Annotated in this window: 15 protein-coding genes and 1 tRNA gene; 2 read left to right on the forward strand and 14 right to left on the reverse strand. The window is 60.2% G+C overall.

Annotated features, from left to right (window positions below):
* Positions 1 to 7: 7 nt before the first annotated feature.
* From hisC to AXG89_RS07395, 8 genes are all read right to left on the reverse strand, one after another.
* A complete protein-coding gene (gene hisC, locus AXG89_RS07360) occupies positions 8 to 1,072 on the reverse strand; it encodes a histidinol-phosphate transaminase (RefSeq protein ID WP_062168889.1) in 1,065 nt (354 codons plus the stop codon).
* A 27-nt stretch (positions 1,073 to 1,099) separates the two neighbouring features.
* Positions 1,100 to 1,702, reverse strand: coding sequence for an aminoacyl-tRNA hydrolase (pth, locus tag AXG89_RS07365; RefSeq protein ID WP_062168891.1), 603 nt, complete (start codon positions 1,700 to 1,702; stop codon positions 1,100 to 1,102).
* Positions 1,703 to 1,854: 152 nt separating this feature from the next.
* Complete coding sequence (locus AXG89_RS07370) at positions 1,855 to 2,481, reverse strand: 50S ribosomal protein L25/general stress protein Ctc (RefSeq protein ID WP_061998360.1); 627 nt, start codon at positions 2,479 to 2,481, stop codon at positions 1,855 to 1,857.
* Between the two features lie 161 nt (positions 2,482 to 2,642).
* Positions 2,643 to 3,596, reverse strand: a complete 954-nt coding sequence (locus AXG89_RS07375) for a ribose-phosphate pyrophosphokinase (RefSeq protein ID WP_061998361.1) — start codon at positions 3,594 to 3,596, stop codon at positions 2,643 to 2,645.
* Between the two features lie 48 nt (positions 3,597 to 3,644).
* A tRNA-Gln gene (locus AXG89_RS07380) sits at positions 3,645 to 3,721 on the reverse strand.
* A 55-nt stretch (positions 3,722 to 3,776) separates the two neighbouring features.
* Positions 3,777 to 4,697 carry a 4-(cytidine 5'-diphospho)-2-C-methyl-D-erythritol kinase gene (gene ispE, locus AXG89_RS07385; protein ID WP_082771360.1) on the reverse strand — a complete coding sequence of 307 codons (921 nt, stop codon included), beginning with the start codon at positions 4,695 to 4,697 and terminating at the stop codon, positions 3,777 to 3,779.
* 30 nt (positions 4,698 to 4,727) lie between these two features.
* A complete protein-coding gene (gene lolB / locus AXG89_RS07390; RefSeq protein WP_061998362.1) occupies positions 4,728 to 5,348 on the reverse strand; it encodes a lipoprotein insertase outer membrane protein LolB in 621 nt (206 codons plus the stop codon).
* Between the two features lie 11 nt (positions 5,349 to 5,359).
* Positions 5,360 to 7,228 (reverse strand): tetratricopeptide repeat protein, encoded by a 1,869-nt coding sequence (locus tag AXG89_RS07395; protein WP_062168893.1) that lies wholly within the window; start codon positions 7,226 to 7,228, stop codon positions 5,360 to 5,362.
* 85 nt (positions 7,229 to 7,313) lie between these two features.
* Between AXG89_RS07395 and mutM the strand changes: the two genes are divergently transcribed.
* Positions 7,314 to 8,144 (forward strand): bifunctional DNA-formamidopyrimidine glycosylase/DNA-(apurinic or apyrimidinic site) lyase, encoded by an 831-nt coding sequence (gene mutM / locus AXG89_RS07400; RefSeq protein WP_062168896.1) that lies wholly within the window; start codon positions 7,314 to 7,316, stop codon positions 8,142 to 8,144.
* 5 nt (positions 8,145 to 8,149) lie between these two features.
* Positions 8,150 to 9,208: an A/G-specific adenine glycosylase gene (gene mutY, locus AXG89_RS07405; RefSeq protein WP_062168897.1), complete on the forward strand. Its 1,059-nt coding sequence runs from the start codon at positions 8,150 to 8,152 to the stop codon at positions 9,206 to 9,208.
* Here mutY and AXG89_RS07410 read toward each other — a convergent pair.
* From AXG89_RS07410 to AXG89_RS07435, 6 genes are all read right to left on the reverse strand, one after another.
* On the reverse strand, positions 9,205 to 9,837 hold the full coding sequence (locus tag AXG89_RS07410; RefSeq protein WP_062168899.1) for an LON peptidase substrate-binding domain-containing protein: 633 nt from the start codon (positions 9,835 to 9,837) through the stop codon (positions 9,205 to 9,207). The genes mutY and AXG89_RS07410 overlap by 4 nt on opposite strands.
* A 35-nt stretch (positions 9,838 to 9,872) precedes the next feature.
* Complete coding sequence (gene rapZ / locus AXG89_RS07415; protein ID WP_062168901.1) at positions 9,873 to 10,769, reverse strand: RNase adapter RapZ; 897 nt, start codon at positions 10,767 to 10,769, stop codon at positions 9,873 to 9,875.
* A 72-nt stretch (positions 10,770 to 10,841) separates the two neighbouring features.
* Positions 10,842 to 11,810: an HPr(Ser) kinase/phosphatase gene (gene hprK / locus AXG89_RS07420; RefSeq protein WP_031357600.1), complete on the reverse strand. Its 969-nt coding sequence runs from the start codon at positions 11,808 to 11,810 to the stop codon at positions 10,842 to 10,844.
* A gap of 163 nt (positions 11,811 to 11,973) precedes the next feature.
* Positions 11,974 to 12,429, reverse strand: a complete 456-nt coding sequence (gene ptsN / locus AXG89_RS07425) for a PTS IIA-like nitrogen regulatory protein PtsN (protein ID WP_061998368.1) — start codon at positions 12,427 to 12,429, stop codon at positions 11,974 to 11,976.
* Between the two features lie 399 nt (positions 12,430 to 12,828).
* Positions 12,829 to 13,182: a ribosome hibernation-promoting factor, HPF/YfiA family gene (hpf, locus tag AXG89_RS07430; RefSeq protein ID WP_056357928.1), complete on the reverse strand. Its 354-nt coding sequence runs from the start codon at positions 13,180 to 13,182 to the stop codon at positions 12,829 to 12,831.
* A gap of 172 nt (positions 13,183 to 13,354) precedes the next feature.
* Positions 13,355 to 14,872, reverse strand: coding sequence for an RNA polymerase factor sigma-54 (locus AXG89_RS07435; RefSeq protein WP_061998369.1), 1,518 nt, complete (start codon positions 14,870 to 14,872; stop codon positions 13,355 to 13,357).
* Positions 14,873 to 14,877: the final 5 nt, after the last annotated feature.

Genomic DNA, 14,877 nt, shown 5'->3' on the forward strand with positions numbered 1-14,877 from the left:
AACGCAGTTAAAGCACCGCGCGCAACGCGGCCACGAGCGCATCACATTCGGCGTCCGTCCCGACGGTAATCCGCAAGTGTTGATCGATCCGTGGCAGCCTGAAATGCCGCACGAAGATCTCCTTTTCCTTCAGGCTCGCGGCGAGCGCTGCGGCGTCGTGTGCCGGATGGCGCGCGAATACGAAGTTCGCCGCCGACGGCACCACGTCGAATCCCAGCGCTTTCAATTCAGCCGATAACCGCTCGCGGCTCGCGATCACCTTCGCGCAGGTAGCGCGGAAATAATCGTCGTCCTCGAACGCTGCGATTGCCGCAACCTGCGCCAACCGGTCGAGCGGATACGAGTTGAAGCTGTCCTTCACGCGCGTGAGCGCCTCGATCAACGCCTCGTGTCCAAGCGCATATCCGACGCGCATTCCGGCCAGCGAACGCGCCTTCGACAACGTCTGGATCACCAGCAGATTCGGATATTCATCGACCAGAATGGCCGCCGATTGCGCGCCGAAGTCCACATACGCTTCGTCGATCACGACAACAGAATCCGGGTTCGCCGCGAGCAGGATACTGATCTCGTCGAGCGGCAACGCGCGGCCCGTGGGCGCATTCGGATTCGGCAGCAGGACGCCGCCATTGGGCGCACGATAATCATCGACATCAATACCAAAATCCGCGTTCAGCGGCACCGCGTCGAACGCGACGCCGTACAACTGCGCGTACACCGGATAAAAGCTGTACGTGATATCCGGGAAACGGATTGGCGTGTCGTGCTTGAGCAGCGCCTGGAAGGTGTGCGCGAGGACTTCGTCGGAGCCATTGCCGACGAACACTTGCTCCGCGCGCAATCCGTGATGCTGCGCAATGGTTTCGCGCAGCGCGCGTGCCGTCGGATCGGGGTACTTGCGCAGCGAATCGCCGTTGTTCCCAAGCTCGCGAGTGATGGCATCGATAACCCGCGGCGACGGCGGATACGGATTTTCGTTCGTGTTGAGCTTCACGGGACGCGCGAGCGCGGGTTGTTCTCCCGGCACATACGGCGTCAGCGTATTGACAATGTCGCTCCAGAAACGGCTCACGTTTCGCTCCTTATCAAGGCATTCAGTTCAACCGGCGCGATGCAGGTTCATCACCGCGCGTTCCATTTCGTCGTTGATCGCGACAGGCATGACGGCAAGCGCGCGTTCGATCGATGCATCGATCACGTCCTGCTCTTCGCGGCGCGGCGGTTTCAGCACGAAGTTGGCGACATCGGGCTTGGCCCCGGCGCGTGATGCTTCGGGAATCAGATTCCGTGGATGCCCGATGCCAATCCTCAAGCGCCAGTACTGCTGCGACGACAAATGCGCGGAGATGTCCTTCAGGCCGTTATGGCCGCCGCTGCCGCCACCGAGCTTCAGCTTGACTGTGCCGGGCGGCAAATCGAGTTCATCGTGCGCGACGAGTATCTCGTCCGGCAGGATCTTGAAGAACTGGGCGACGGCTACGACCGATTGCCCCGATCGATTCATGAACGTCTGCGGCTCAAGCAGATGGATCTCGTGGCCATTGAGCCGGCCCCGCCCGTAATGGCCGTGGAACCGGCGTTCATCGCGCAGGGATGCCCCCGAGTCGCGCGCCAGTTGATCGACGAACCAGAAGCCTGCGTTATGGCGCGTCGCTGTATATTCGGCGCCCGGATTGCCGAGCCCGACGATCAGTTTGATCATGTTCAATCGTGGCGGCGTGGCTGCGCGCGAATCAGCGCTTCAAACCTCGACCGCACCAGAAAAAGGCTAAAAAAAACCCGCCGGCGCAGAGCAACGGCGGGTCACTTTGTCCACTCGTGAGAGTGGACTCAAGCGTACAGGCTTCAGCAGACTTATGCAGCCGGCTTGTCGCCTTCGGCAGCGGCATCGCCAGACGCGGCTTCCTCGGATACAACGGCAGCCGGAATGGTCGCCGAAGCGATAACCGGGTTTTCTGCTTCGAGGTGAGCGATCAGCGCCACGCCCTTCGGCAAAGCGATGTCCTTCACGTGCAACGCCTGACCCGCTTCGATCTTGGCCAAGTCGAGTTCGACGAATTCCGGCAGGTCAGCCGGCAGACATTCGATTTCGATTTCGTTGATCACGTGCGAGATCACGGCGCCACCGGTCTTCACAGCCGGGTTGGTTTCCTGGTTAAGGAAGTGAACCGGAACCTTGGTGTGCAGCTTCTTCGATGCATCGACACGTTGGAAGTCAACGTGCAGAACCATTTGCTTGAACGGATGGTATTGCACGTCGCGCAGCAGGACTTGTTGCGTCTTGCCGGCAACTTCCAGTTCGAGAATCGACGAATGGAAAACTTCTTTCTTCAGCGCGTGCCAAAGGGCGTTGTGATCGAGCTCAACAGCCAGAGCTTCAGCATTTGCGCCATATACGATACCCGGCGTCTTGCCCGAGTTACGCAGGCGGCGGCTCGCACCCGTACCGTGCAGATTGCGCTCAAAAGCGACTACTTTCATGATTCAACTCCATAATCTGCCCGCGACCAGGCAGTGAAAACGGGGCTGTCCGCAAAAGCGTTCAGCCCCAGAGCAGCGATTCAGGCCTTCGTTCGCCTGAACCGATTACGCGGTATTGAGAAGTTCGATCTCCGCTTCACCGCAAATACTTTCAACCTCGTTCAACCCTCGGCGAACAGCGACATGACCGAGTCGCCGCGCCGGATCCGCGAGAATGTCTCGGCCAGCAGACCCGCGCTCGACAATACACGCACCTTGGTGCATGCGCGCGCTTCGTCGGAGAGGGGAATGGTGTCCGTGACAACCAGTTCGTCCAGTTCCGATGCCGCGATCCGTTCACCCGCGCCGCCCGACAAAACCGGGTGCGTGGCATAAGCGAACACTTTTACGGCGCCGCGTTCCTTCAAAACCTGTGCTGCCTTGCAAAGCGTGCCGGCGGTGTCGACCATGTCGTCCATGATCACGCACGTGCGGCCTTCCACTTCACCAATGATGTTCATCACTTCAGCGACGTTCGCCTTCGGGCGACGCTTGTCGATGATCGCGAGATCGGTGTTGAGCTGCTTGGCCAGTGCCCGGGCGCGAATCACACCGCCTACGTCAGGGGAGACGACCAGCAGGTTTTCGTGATTTTGCTTGCGCAGATCGCCGAGCAGTACGGGCGTTGCGTAGATGTTGTCGACCGGGATGTCGAAGAAACCTTGAATCTGGTCGGCGTGGAGGTCCATGGTGATGACACGATCCACACCGGCGATTTCCAGCATGTTCGCCACGACTTTCGCTGAAATGGCGACGCGAGCCGAACGGGGACGGCGGTCTTGGCGGGCATAACCAAAGTACGGGATGGCTGCAGTGATCCGGCCAGCGGATGCGCGCTTGAGCGCATCGACCATGATCATGAGTTCCATCAGCGTGTCATTGGTCGGTGCGCAGGTGGACTGCAGCACGAACACGTCTTTGCCGCGCACGTTTTCCTGGATCTCGACCATGATTTCGCCGTCAGAAAAACGGCTGACCATTGCCTTGCCGAGAGGGATACCAAGGATCTTGACGACTTCCTGTGCAAGCGCGGGATTCGCGTTGCCAGTGAATACCATCAGGCCGTCACTGCTCATCGTGCACCTGTTCTTGGCTGGGGCGAGAGGAAAAACGCGGGAAATTAATGGCAGGGGAAGAAGGATTCGAACCTTCGCATGCTGGAATCAAAATCCAGTGCCTTAACCAACTTGGCGACTCCCCTACACTAACTTTGAGTCTCACCGGGCAGTGTAGGCCAAACCCGGCAAAACGAAACTTTACGACGCGAAAGCGAAGAGAGGATGCGAATCCAGGCTTTCGGTCACTCTGCTTTTCCAGCTTGCCGGGAGTTTGGCTTGCGCCATCTCAGCTTCGGCTTTACTACGAAAAGCGGCAAACACGCTCGCTCCAGATCCGGTCATTCGCGCAGGTGAAAGATTCGAAAACCACTCCAGCACCTGAGCTACTTCCGCGTACTTCTCTGTCACAACTGACTGCATGTCATTTCGACCGAAACTGTCTGGCCAATCTGCTTCAGAACTATGTTGTGCAAGGAAGTCCGTTATTGTGAGGACTTTTGAGTCCCTTGTCAACGCTTTCTCTGAAAAAATCGCGGCAGTTGGAACATGTACCGCAGGACTCACCACCAGGAAGAAACGTTTCGGTAAATCGACCGCTTGCAGCGCTTCGCCCACACCTTCAGCAAAAGCATTTTGACCGAAGACGAAAAACGGTACATCGGCGCCCAGTTTCAACGCCAGATCCTGCAGCGCCTGCCTCGACAAACCCAAGCCCCACAAGCGATTCAGTGCAAGCAGTACGGTAGCGGCATCAGAACTGCCACCGCCGAGACCGGCGCCCATAGGCAGTATTTTATCAATTTCTATGTTTACGCCAAGGGGGGTGCCGGTGGTCGATTGCAGCAGACGTGCCGCGCGTACAACAAGGTCATCCGCTTCGGGAACGCCCGGGACTTCGGTAATTCGTGCGATCACGCCATCATCGCGGCGGGCAAAGTGAAGCACGTCGCCCCAGTCGAGCAACTGGAACACCGTCTGTAGCGCGTGATATCCGTCCGGACGACGCCCCGTGATATGCAGGAAAAGATTGAGCTTGGCAGGCGCAAGACAGTTGCGCAGGGACGCGTCGACCAGCGGACGCGCCTTGACCTGCGATAAGCCCAGTTCAGTTGAAGACATGCCGATAGGTGCGAAAATGTGCGAAAAACGTTACTGGTCGAGGACGAGCTTGATATCGAGCGGCGGTTCTTCGCGCGACAGGTTCAGGCGTTTGACGCCAGTGGCGGGTGCATCGGCATAGGCCAGATAGTCGATGGTCCAGCCGTCCTGCTTGATCTGCTTCAGGTGGTCATTTTGCGACGACGAGTCCATGGTCGTGCGTGCCCGGGAAGTCGGCGCCGGCGATGGCTGCAGCCAGTAGCGCAGACCTTCCACTGGCAACGCGAAGCCCATTGTGTTGCGCATCAGTTCCGAGACATTGTCAGCGGTTTGTGGGTCACGGTTGGGCAATTCCAGCGTGGCCGATGACGGCGACGACGTCACGATAGCCATGGTTTGCCCCAGCGGATTGCGCAGTTGCAACGTGACGGTATCGCCCGTTTCCTGCCAGTCGAAGTTGCCGTACGCGTTGCGTTGCTGACCGTTCTGGTCGTCGTACTGCACTGCAAACCGGCCGTGATACGCGCGGGTCGTTTGCGCCGTGACGGCGGTTGCCGCATTCGATGTTGTCGGCACCCGCGGCTTGACCGCGCAGCCGGAGAGGACCACGGCGCTTGCCGCCATCAACGCCAGTGCGCTGCGTCGAGCGCGCTGGCCGTTCAGAACATTCATTGCATTCAAGTTCAAAGGTCGTTCACCTGGAATCGTTTGAGCGTTTTGACGAGCGTGTCGTTGCCGGGTTCGAGCTTTTGCGCCTGACGCCACGTGCTGCGAGCCTGGTCCTGCTGCCCGGACTTCCATTGCACTTCGCCGAGATGCGCGCCGATTTCCGCGTTCGGCTGCAAATCGTAGGCTTTCTTCAGGATGTTGGCCGCTTCGGCGTCATTGCCCTGCCGATACTTCGCCCAGCCCAGGCTGTCCATGATGAACGCATCGTTCGGCGCCAGCGATACCGCCTTTTCAATCAGCTTCACCGCTTCGTCCAGACGCTCGTTGCGATCGACGAGCGAATAACCGAGCGCGTTATACGCTTGCGGGTTATCCGGCTGGGTCTTCATCAGCTTGCGAAGCTGCGTTTCCATTACGTCGTAGTGGCCGTTTTTCTCGGCGGCCATTGCGTAGTCGTACGTGAGATCGGGGTCTTCGGGGAAAGCCGCCGATGCCTTCGACAAAGCCGCCTCCGCCTCCGGATATCGCTGCGCCTGGAACAGCAGCGATGCGTCGGTTCGGGCGAGCAAAGCGAGGTCGCGCGGGTCAGAGGTCTGCAGGCTGCCGAGCAACTGACGGGCTTCGTCGACCTTGCCGTGGTTCGCAAGAATCTGTGCGCGCGTGACCTGCGCCGGCAAGTACTGCTGGCTCGAACGCGTGATCTTGTCGAGATACTGGTTCGCCGCGACGTCGTCTTTCTGATCAAGCGAAATCTGCGCGAGGTAGATGTACGCCTGACCCGGATCGGCACCCGGCGTGGCTTCAGCCGCCTTGGCATACTGATTCAGGTAATCCTTCGCCTTGTCCGGCTGCTTCTTCTGGATGTTGATCAACGCGAGCGCCATCAGCGGCGTCAGGTCCTTCGCGTCGTTCTTGCGCATGGCTTCGAACTGCTTTTGCGCGTCATCGAGCCGATCCGCCGATAAATACAGTTGCGCGAGCGCAAGCCGCGCGTCGTGCGATTTCGGATTCTTGTCGACGTACTTTTCGAACGAAGCGATACCTTCGTTGCGCTCAGCCGGACCCATGCGTGCGAGCGTCAACGCGGCGGGCAAGTAATCGGGCTTGAGCTGCAGCGCTTTCTCAAGCGATGCCTTTGCACCCGGCTGGTCGTCGGCGGCGATTTGCTGACGGGCGAGCGCGAGTTGCGTTTCGGGCCGGTCCATGTCGTTCTTGACCAGATCCTTCAACACATTCAGCCCGCCTACGCGATTGGGCCCGCGCGAGATCAGGACCTGCAGCGAGATGATGGCGTCGCCGCGCTGTTCCTGCGGAATCTTCGCGAGCTCGCGTGCGAGGATCGGTTCGGCGTCGTCGGGCTTGCCCGACAGGATCAGCAACGACGCGCTCAATTGCGCTGCGCGTTCCGAGTTCGGCGAGAACTGCTGCCAGAGCTGAACGGCCGTCAGCGCGTCGTTGGGACTTTGTGCGGCAATCGCAATCTCGGTTGCGCGTTGGGCGAAACGAGGGTCGTGCGTATCACGCGCGAGCGCGAGATACGTCTGGTAAGCGGGCGCTGCCTGGCTGCGCTGCAACGCGACTTCGGCCGCGAGCACCTGGAACACGATCTGGCTGGACGCCGCAATATTGGGCAGGTCCTGTGTTTCCTTGCCCGTGGGCGGCGCTGTAATCAGGTCGGCTGCGCTGATCGCGGCCTGGTCGTCGTCCGGAGCGGGGAGTTGCGCCGGACTTTGAGCATGGGCGGAGCCAAGCGCGAACACTGCTACGGCGAGCGCAACCGCTGCCGCAAGCTTGTTCGATGGGACCGGCTTACCGCGTGCCGCAATCGTTTCAGCGGCCGCTGCACGCTGTTTCGAAAACAACTTAACGAAGGACAAGTTCATGGAAATCCGATCAATGTTTCAGTCGATTGTATCGCGCTCGCTACAATACGCGCACGTCCCACAGCAAGTTGCAGACCAGTAAAACATGCCAGAGCTGCCGGAAGTCGAAGTAACCCGACGCGGTATTGAACCGTTCGTTGCCGGCCGCCGTGTCGAGCGTGTCGATATCCGCACGCCCGCGCTTCGATGGCCGATTCCCGCGCATCTTTCAAAGACGATGAAAGCGCTGAAGATCGACAAGGTCGAGCGCCGCGGCAAGTACCTGCTGTTCGAAACCTCTGAAGGTTGGCTGATCGTGCATCTTGGCATGACGGGAACGCTGCGGGTCTTGCGTAACGTGCCGCGCCCGCCCGACGCTGCAAAGCATGATCATATCGATTTGATCTTCGACGACTTCATTTTGCGCTTTCGGGACCCACGGCGTTTTGGCGCCGTGCTCTGGCATGCGCGCGAAGACGGCGACGTTCTCGATCATCCGCTGCTTGCCGGCCTGGGCGTCGAGCCGTTCACCGCCGGGTTCTCCGGCGCGCTGCTGTACCGCATGACCCGCGGGCGCAAGGTGTCCGTCAAACAGGCGCTGCTCGCGGGGACGATGGTCGTGGGCGTCGGCAATATCTATGCATCGGAAAGCCTGTTTCGTGCTGGAATCCGGCCGACGGTCGCCGCCGGGCGCGTCTCGCTCGTGCGCTACGATCTCCTCGCCGACGCCGTGCGCACGACGCTCGCGGCGGCCATCGAAAAAGGCGGCAGTACGCTGCGTGATTTTGTCGGCAGCAACGGTGAGTCCGGTTATTTCCAGCTCGATTATTTCGTCTATGATCGCGCCGGCCTGCCGTGCCACGTTTGCGGCACCGCCATCAAACATATCGTGCAAGGCCAGCGATCCACGTACTTTTGCCCGCGCTGCCAGCGCTAGCCGACATGCTCCAGCTCACCGATTTCTCCACTCGCCTGATCGCGTGGCAACGCGTTCACGGCCGTCATGACCTGCCGTGGCAGAACACGCGCGATGCGTACCGGATCTGGCTGTCCGAAATCATGCTGCAGCAGACGCAGGTGTCGACGGTGATTCCGTATTACGCGCGTTTTCTCGAGCGTTTCCCCGACGTGGACACGCTCGCCGCCGCGCCTGTTGATGACGTCATGGCGCTTTGGGCCGGCCTCGGCTACTACTCACGCGCGCGAAACCTGCATCGGTGCGCCGATGTCGTCGCGACCGAACATGGTGGTGCGTTCCCGCGCAGCGTCGATGAACTCGCGGAATTGCCTGGAATCGGCCGCTCGACGGCGGCGGCGATTGCATCGTTCGCGTATGGTGCGCGTGCGACGATTCTCGATGGCAACGTGAAGCGCGTCCTGGCGCGCGTGTTCGGCGTAGAAGGATTCCCGGGCGAGAAGAAAGTCGAGAACGCGATGTGGACGCTTGCAGAATCCTTGCTGCCAGATGCTGCGCACAAGGACGAAGTCACGGCCTACACGCAGGGTTTGATGGATCTGGGCGCGACGCTTTGCGTGCGCGGCAAGCCGGATTGCGCGCGCTGTCCGTTCGCGCCGGATTGCGTGGCGAATGTCACCGGGCGGCAAAAACAGTTGCCCACGGCGCGGCCGAAAAAGACGGTCCCGACGCGCAAGACATGGATGCTGGTTCTGCAGGACGGCGACACGGTCCTGCTCGAAAAACGGCCGCCGAGCGGCATCTGGGGCGGCCTCTGGAGCCTTCCCGAAGCCGCAGATGAAGACGCTCTGATTGCCGTCGCGCACAGCCTTGGCGGCACGGACACGCTTCAGCGCCTGAGCCCGTTCACGCATACGTTCACACATTTCAAGCTGGACATTGAGCCGCGTCTTGGGCGCGCGGATGCCGCAGCAGAACTCGCCGACAGCCACACGGTCTGGGCGTCGTTATCGGATATCGATGCTTACGGCGTGCCGGCGCCGGTGCGCAAACTCCTCGACGCACTGCAGGGCTCGCTGCTTTAAAGAAGCTGGTGCTGCTGCATGTAGTGATGCACCACGTCGATACGCGCCGCAGCATCTTCCAGTTCCATCAGTTTTTGCCGGGCGCGCATGGGTATTGGCAGAATCTCGGACAAACGGTTCGATACCCACGTCGGGTCATCGAGCAGGAACGGTTCGGTGAAGGGCAGGTCCTTCGGGTCACGCGCCTTGATTGCTTCGATGATCCGCTCCAGAACCTCCGCGCACGCACCAAACTTCACCAGCGCTTCGGCGCTTTCCAGCGGCGCGTCGTCGCCAATCGTCTCCGCCACGCCGACCAGCAGGTTGCTCGGGTCCACGCGATGCGAAAGCAGCCGGAACCGCGTCGTGCCGCGCGCCTGGATCAACAGCATGCCGAACGTGTCCACGTCGCATTGCGTGATTTCGGCCAGGCATCCAATGCTTTCCGGCACGGATGGATCTCCCGGCGACGCGATCTCGTTCCCGCTTTTCAGCAAACAGACGCCAAACGGCGTGCCCTCGCGCAGGCACGCACGCGCCATGTCGAGATAACGCGCTTCGAAGATCTTCAGAGGGAGATGGCCACCGGGAAACAGCACGGTGTGCAGGGGAAACAGCGGCAGGTCGGAGAGAAGGGGATTGGTGGACATCGCACGCTTCTTCTAAAAAGGCCGCCCGAAGGCGATCAGGTTTGCAAGGGTGCGACGTTTCCATCGACGGCGATGGGTGCGTCGCGATGCCGCACGATCACATTGGCGCTTTCGCCGAAACGCGCGGCCAGCGTCTGGGCGATGAACACCGAGCGGTGCTGGCCGCCCGTGCAGCCGATCGCGACCGTGAGGTAACTGCGGTTGTCTTCGCGAAACTGCGGCAACCATTTCGCAATGAACGTGCCGACGTCGTCGATCATCTGATGAACCATCGGCTGGGCCGACAGGAAATCTATCACCGGCTGGTCCAGGCCCGTCAGCGGCCGCAGCTCGCGGTCGTAATAGGGATTGGGGAGCGTGCGGACATCGAAGACGAAATCGGCGTCGAGTGGCACGCCGCGCTTGAATCCGAACGACTCGAACATCAGCGTCAGCCCGGCCGTTTCCTGCTCCACGAAGCTTTTCACCCACGCGCGCAACACGTTCGCGCGCAGGTTGCTGGTGTCGATCTGATGGCCGAATTCCGCGAGCCCTGACACCAGTTCGCGTTCCCGTTCGATCGCTTCGCCAAGCGACGTGTGCAGGCCGACGTCGGCGTCGTGCGTGGGCGAACCGGACAAGGGGTGACGGCGGCGCGTCTCGGAAAAACGCTGGATCAGCGACTGCGTGCTGGCGTTGAGGAACAGCACGCGCACATCGAAGGATTGCGTGAGACCGTTGATGATGGCCGGGACTTCGTCGAGCGAACGGCTGGAACGGGCGTCGATGGCAACCGCGAGGCGCGCCTGCCCTTTGGAGTCGAGATACGTTGCAAGCTCGGGCAAGAAGCGCGGCGGCAAGTTGTCGACGCAATAGTAACCGGCGTCTTCGAGCGCGTTCAAGGCGACGGATTTGCCGGAGCCGGAAATGCCGGTAATCAGGATGATGCGCATGAATGAGGACTCGTCAGAATGGGCGAAAGTTCGGGTCCAGACGTCGCGGGCTTGGTGCTCGATATCAGCCGGTCAGATCAGCTTGCCGGGGAACTGGCTCTCCGGGTCCTGCATGGCAAGACGCTGACGATCCATGAAGTCCCGCAAGGTATCGATACCCCGCAGTTGCAGGATCGTGTTGCGCACTGCGGCTTCGACGAGCACGGCGAGATTTCGGCCGGCCGCCACCTGAATGGTGACTTTGCTGATCGGCAAGCCGAGCACATCGACCGCCTGGCTTTCCAGCGGCAGGCGCTGGAATTCGCCGTCCGGCCGGCGCACGAGCTGAACGATCAGCTTGAGCTTCATTTTCCGCCGGACCGCGGTTTCACCAAAGATGGTCTTGATGTCCAGCAATCCGAGACCGCGGACTTCGAGCAGGTTCTGCAGCAGCGGCGGGCACCGTCCTTCGACAAAATCCGGACCCAGGCGCACGAAGTCTACGGCGTCGTCCGCGACAAGACCGTGACCACGGCTGATCAACTCAAGCCCGAGTTCGCTTTTGCCGAGTCCCGAGTCGCCCGTCAGCAGCACGCCCATGCCGAGGATATCGAGAAACACGCCATGAAGCGTGGCGCGCGGCGCGAGGATCCGCGACATGTAGAGCCGCAGGCTGTCGATAACAGCTGCCGCCGACATGCGCGTGGTGAACAGCGGCGTGGACGAGCGCGTGCAGCGCAGAACCAGTTCCGGTGGCGCCCCGACTTCGCCGGCAACTACCAGGAAAGGCGGTTCTAGCGCGATCAGCTCGGCCATGTTGCGCGAGCGATCTTCGTCGGACTGACGCTGGTAATAGGTGATTTCGGCGTCGCCGAGCACCTGGATTCGGTTCGGGTGAATCAGGTTCAAGTGGCCGACCAGGTCGGCACTCGATGTTGCATTGGCGACCGTCTCTGTCGAGAAGCCGCGTTCCCAGCCTTCGTGACCCGTCAGCCAACTCAGTTTGAGCGCGGCCGCGTTGTCGTCGAAAATACTCTGGGCATTGATGCTGGACGTATCCATGAGGCCGGAACTCCGTGAGGGGCCGCGAGCGCTGGGCGACCGAGAGGGCCGGGGTTGGCCCTTTCAGTGCTCCGCTCAATAGGACTGATTGTGCGCTAGAAGGGCCGCCGGCGCGAGAGGGCTGCTCGCGCCGTATGCGTGGTTTCGAGCAGATTTGACGGGTTCAGGCCTGCCATTGCGTGAGAAGCTGGTGCAGCGCCTCACGGTTTTCTTCGGTGTTCAGGCGTTCACGCGTGTCCCGATCGGACAATAACTGTGCAATCTCCGACAGGATTTCGAGGTGTTGCTGCGTGGCCTGCTCGGGCACGAGCAAAAAGATCAGCAGCGATACAGGCTGACCATCTGGCGACTCGAAGGCGATCGGCTCGGCGAGGCGCACGAAAGCGGCGAGCGGATGCTTCAGGCCCTTGATACGTCCGTGGGGAATGGCGACGCCTTCGCCCAGACCGGTCGAGCCGAGGCGCTCGCGCGCGAAGAGATTGTCGGTAACGGTGCTGCGGCCAATGCCGTTCTGATTCTCGAAGATCAGGCCCGCTTGCTCGAATACACGTTTCTTGCTGGTGACGGACAGTCCGAGGACGACATTTTCGAGGGGAAGAAATTTGGCTAAACGATTCATGTTGGCAGGCAGATGCGTGGCCTGAATTCTCCTCACGGTGGCGACTTCAGAAGCTCGAAATGGCACTGAGCGCGCACGGCGATTTTGGTTAGGAATGCGCGGAAGACCCAATTTCAGCCTCGACCCGCTCGTTTCATTCCGATTAACAACCCCGGTATTACCCGGACCATTATAGAACAGCGTCATCAGCGATGGTGCGGCGCGCAATACGGCGCCAACGTTTGGTACCACCAACGCAACACCGCAACTGCCGGAGACAAAAAAGCCGCCTGCTGTCAGGCGGCTGCTGTGGGAAGCGGGTCCGGTGCTGCTTGTCCGAACCCGGCGCATCAGAGAAATCCTTCAAGCTGATGCGCTACCCACGCTTTCGATACAAACCTCTAAAACGTGCCCGGCAACTTACGGCGCAGGCGCTTCGCTTTCTTGCGGTTCGTACTTCATTGTTGCATGCGCATGGCCCTGGATCTTGTCCTTATGGCGCAGGACCTGCCGATCCAGCTTGTCGACCATCAGGTCGATTGCTGCGTACATATCAACGTCACAACTTTCGATGAAGATGTCCTTGCCCTTCAGGTGCAGGTTGATTTCGACCTTCTGCCGCTTGTCCTTTTCCCTATGATTGTCGACCGAGAGGACCACACTGCCGTCGATCACCTGATCGAAGTGCCGAAGCACTCTATCCAGTTTGGTGATCACATATTCTCGCAACGCAGGCGTCAATTCGAGATGGTGTCCACTGATCTGCAGATTCATAGTTGCTCTCCAAGCTAATGGCCGCCTGGTCGCTTGTGCGCTGCTGAAAACCGGTCGCTGCGCCCGTGGTTGGCCATTGTTGCTGATGGCTGAACGGATCGGGAACGCATCGGCCGGCTCGTTCGCGTGTTCGCGACGCGGCCGGTAAAGGCCCGCCGCAACATGCAGCGGGCTACAGAGACTTTCGCAGGTTCACTGCCGGAATTTTCAGGGCTTCGCGATATTTGGCCACCGTGCGGCGTGCCACCACGAACCCTTGTTCCGCCAGCAATTCGGCGATGCGGCTGTCTGAAAGAGGAGATTTTGAGTCTTCGGCTCCTATCAGTTGCTTGATGAGTGCCCGGATCGCCGTTGACGATGCCGCGCCACCCGTGTCGGTAGAAACGTGCGATCCGAAGAAGTACTTGAATTCAAGCGTCCCGAACGGGGTCAGCATGTACTTGCCGGTTGTCACACGTGAGACAGTGGATTCGTGTAAACCCAGCGTATCAGCAATCTCCCTCAAAACCAAGGGCCGCATTGCAATTTCACCGTGCGCGAAAAAGTTCTTCTGACGCTCCACAATTGCTTGCGCCACGCGAAGAATTGTCTCGAATCTTTGTTGAATATTCTTAATTAACCAGCGTGCTTCCTGCAGTTGCTGACGCAACGAACCGCTGCCCGGATCGCCGCGATTGTTGCGCAGAATATTCGCGTAAAGGTGATTGATTCGCAGCCGAGGGACGATTTCCGGATTCAATTCCGCAGTCCATCCGCTCGACATCTTGCGCACCAGAATGTCGGGAACCACGTAATCCGCCTCGCTCTTGCCGAACGCCGCACCGGGAAATGGTTCGAGCGAACGGATCAGCAGGTGGGCGTCCCGCAATGCGTCATCCGAGGCTTTGAGCTGCTTGCGAAGGCGCGTGAAATCGCGCGCGGCGAGCAGCTCGAGATGATGCATGACGATATCCAGCGCCAGCGTCCTGATAGGCGTCGATTCGAGCCTGAGAAGCTGCAGCTTGAGACATTCCGATGCCGAACGCCCGCCGACACCCGGCGGATCGAAACTTTGCAGCAGTGCGAGCGCAGCGCTCAACTCGTCGAGATCGACTTCGAGTTCGTCGGGCAGGTCGGCCTTCACTTCATCGAGTGAGGACGTGAGGTAACCGTCTTCGTCGAGCGATTCGATCAGAAACGTGATCAGCGCACGATCGCGCTGATTGGCCTTTGTCATGCGCAACTGCGACATCAGGTGATCGCGCAGCGTGGTCGTGGATTCGTGGATTTGCAGCGGGGGCAGGTCATCGTCGTCCGAACCGCTGTTCGAGCGGCCGTAGTCCTCCAGGTTCCACGAACTGGAATCCGGGCCGTTGTCCGACGAACTCATGCCGTTGTATTCGTCGACGCCCTGCGGTTCGCCGTTTTCCGAGCGCTCGGTCGTGCTGCTGCTCGACGACGTGCCGTTGCTCATCATGGGCTCGGGCGCGCTCACCGAAGCGCCTGTGGTGATCAGCGAGCCGTCCGCCGCCACGCGCAACGGACTCGTGGTCCAGTCGTCCTCGTTTTCGAGCAACGGGTTCTGCGCGACAGCCATCGCGACTTCCTGCTGCAATTCGAGCGTCGACAACTGCAGCAGCCGGATGGACTGCTGCAGTTGTGGGGTCAGCGCAAGATGCTGCGATAGGCGTAGTTGGAGGCTGGCTTTCATGGCAA

The organism is Burkholderia sp. PAMC 26561 (assembly GCF_001557535.2).
In the GTDB taxonomy this organism is placed as follows: domain Bacteria; phylum Pseudomonadota; class Gammaproteobacteria; order Burkholderiales; family Burkholderiaceae; genus Caballeronia.

Coding starts and splice junctions, on each gene's coding strand:
- pth (WP_062168891.1), bottom strand. CDS start 1,702: ATGATCAAACTGATCGTCGGGCTCGGCAATCCGGGCGCCGAATATACA.
- AXG89_RS07370 (WP_061998360.1), bottom strand. CDS start 2,481: ATGAAAGTAGTCGCTTTTGAGCGCAATCTGCACGGTACGGGTGCGAGC.
- AXG89_RS07375 (WP_061998361.1), bottom strand. CDS start 3,596: ATGAGCAGTGACGGCCTGATGGTATTCACTGGCAACGCGAATCCCGCG.
- ispE (WP_082771360.1), bottom strand. CDS start 4,697: ATGTCTTCAACTGAACTGGGCTTATCGCAGGTCAAGGCGCGTCCGCTG.
- lolB (WP_061998362.1), bottom strand. CDS start 5,348: ATGAATGTTCTGAACGGCCAGCGCGCTCGACGCAGCGCACTGGCGTTG.
- AXG89_RS07395 (WP_062168893.1), bottom strand. CDS start 7,228: ATGAACTTGTCCTTCGTTAAGTTGTTTTCGAAACAGCGTGCAGCGGCC.
- mutM (WP_062168896.1), top strand. CDS start 7,314: ATGCCAGAGCTGCCGGAAGTCGAAGTAACCCGACGCGGTATTGAACCG.
- mutY (WP_062168897.1), top strand. CDS start 8,150: ATGCTCCAGCTCACCGATTTCTCCACTCGCCTGATCGCGTGGCAACGC.
- AXG89_RS07410 (WP_062168899.1), bottom strand. CDS start 9,837: ATGTCCACCAATCCCCTTCTCTCCGACCTGCCGCTGTTTCCCCTGCAC.
- rapZ (WP_062168901.1), bottom strand. CDS start 10,769: ATGCGCATCATCCTGATTACCGGCATTTCCGGCTCCGGCAAATCCGTC.
- hprK (WP_031357600.1), bottom strand. CDS start 11,810: ATGGATACGTCCAGCATCAATGCCCAGAGTATTTTCGACGACAACGCG.
- ptsN (WP_061998368.1), bottom strand. CDS start 12,429: ATGAATCGTTTAGCCAAATTTCTTCCCCTCGAAAATGTCGTCCTCGGA.
- hpf (WP_056357928.1), bottom strand. CDS start 13,182: ATGAATCTGCAGATCAGTGGACACCATCTCGAATTGACGCCTGCGTTG.
- AXG89_RS07435 (WP_061998369.1), bottom strand. CDS start 14,872: ATGAAAGCCAGCCTCCAACTACGCCTATCGCAGCATCTTGCGCTGACC.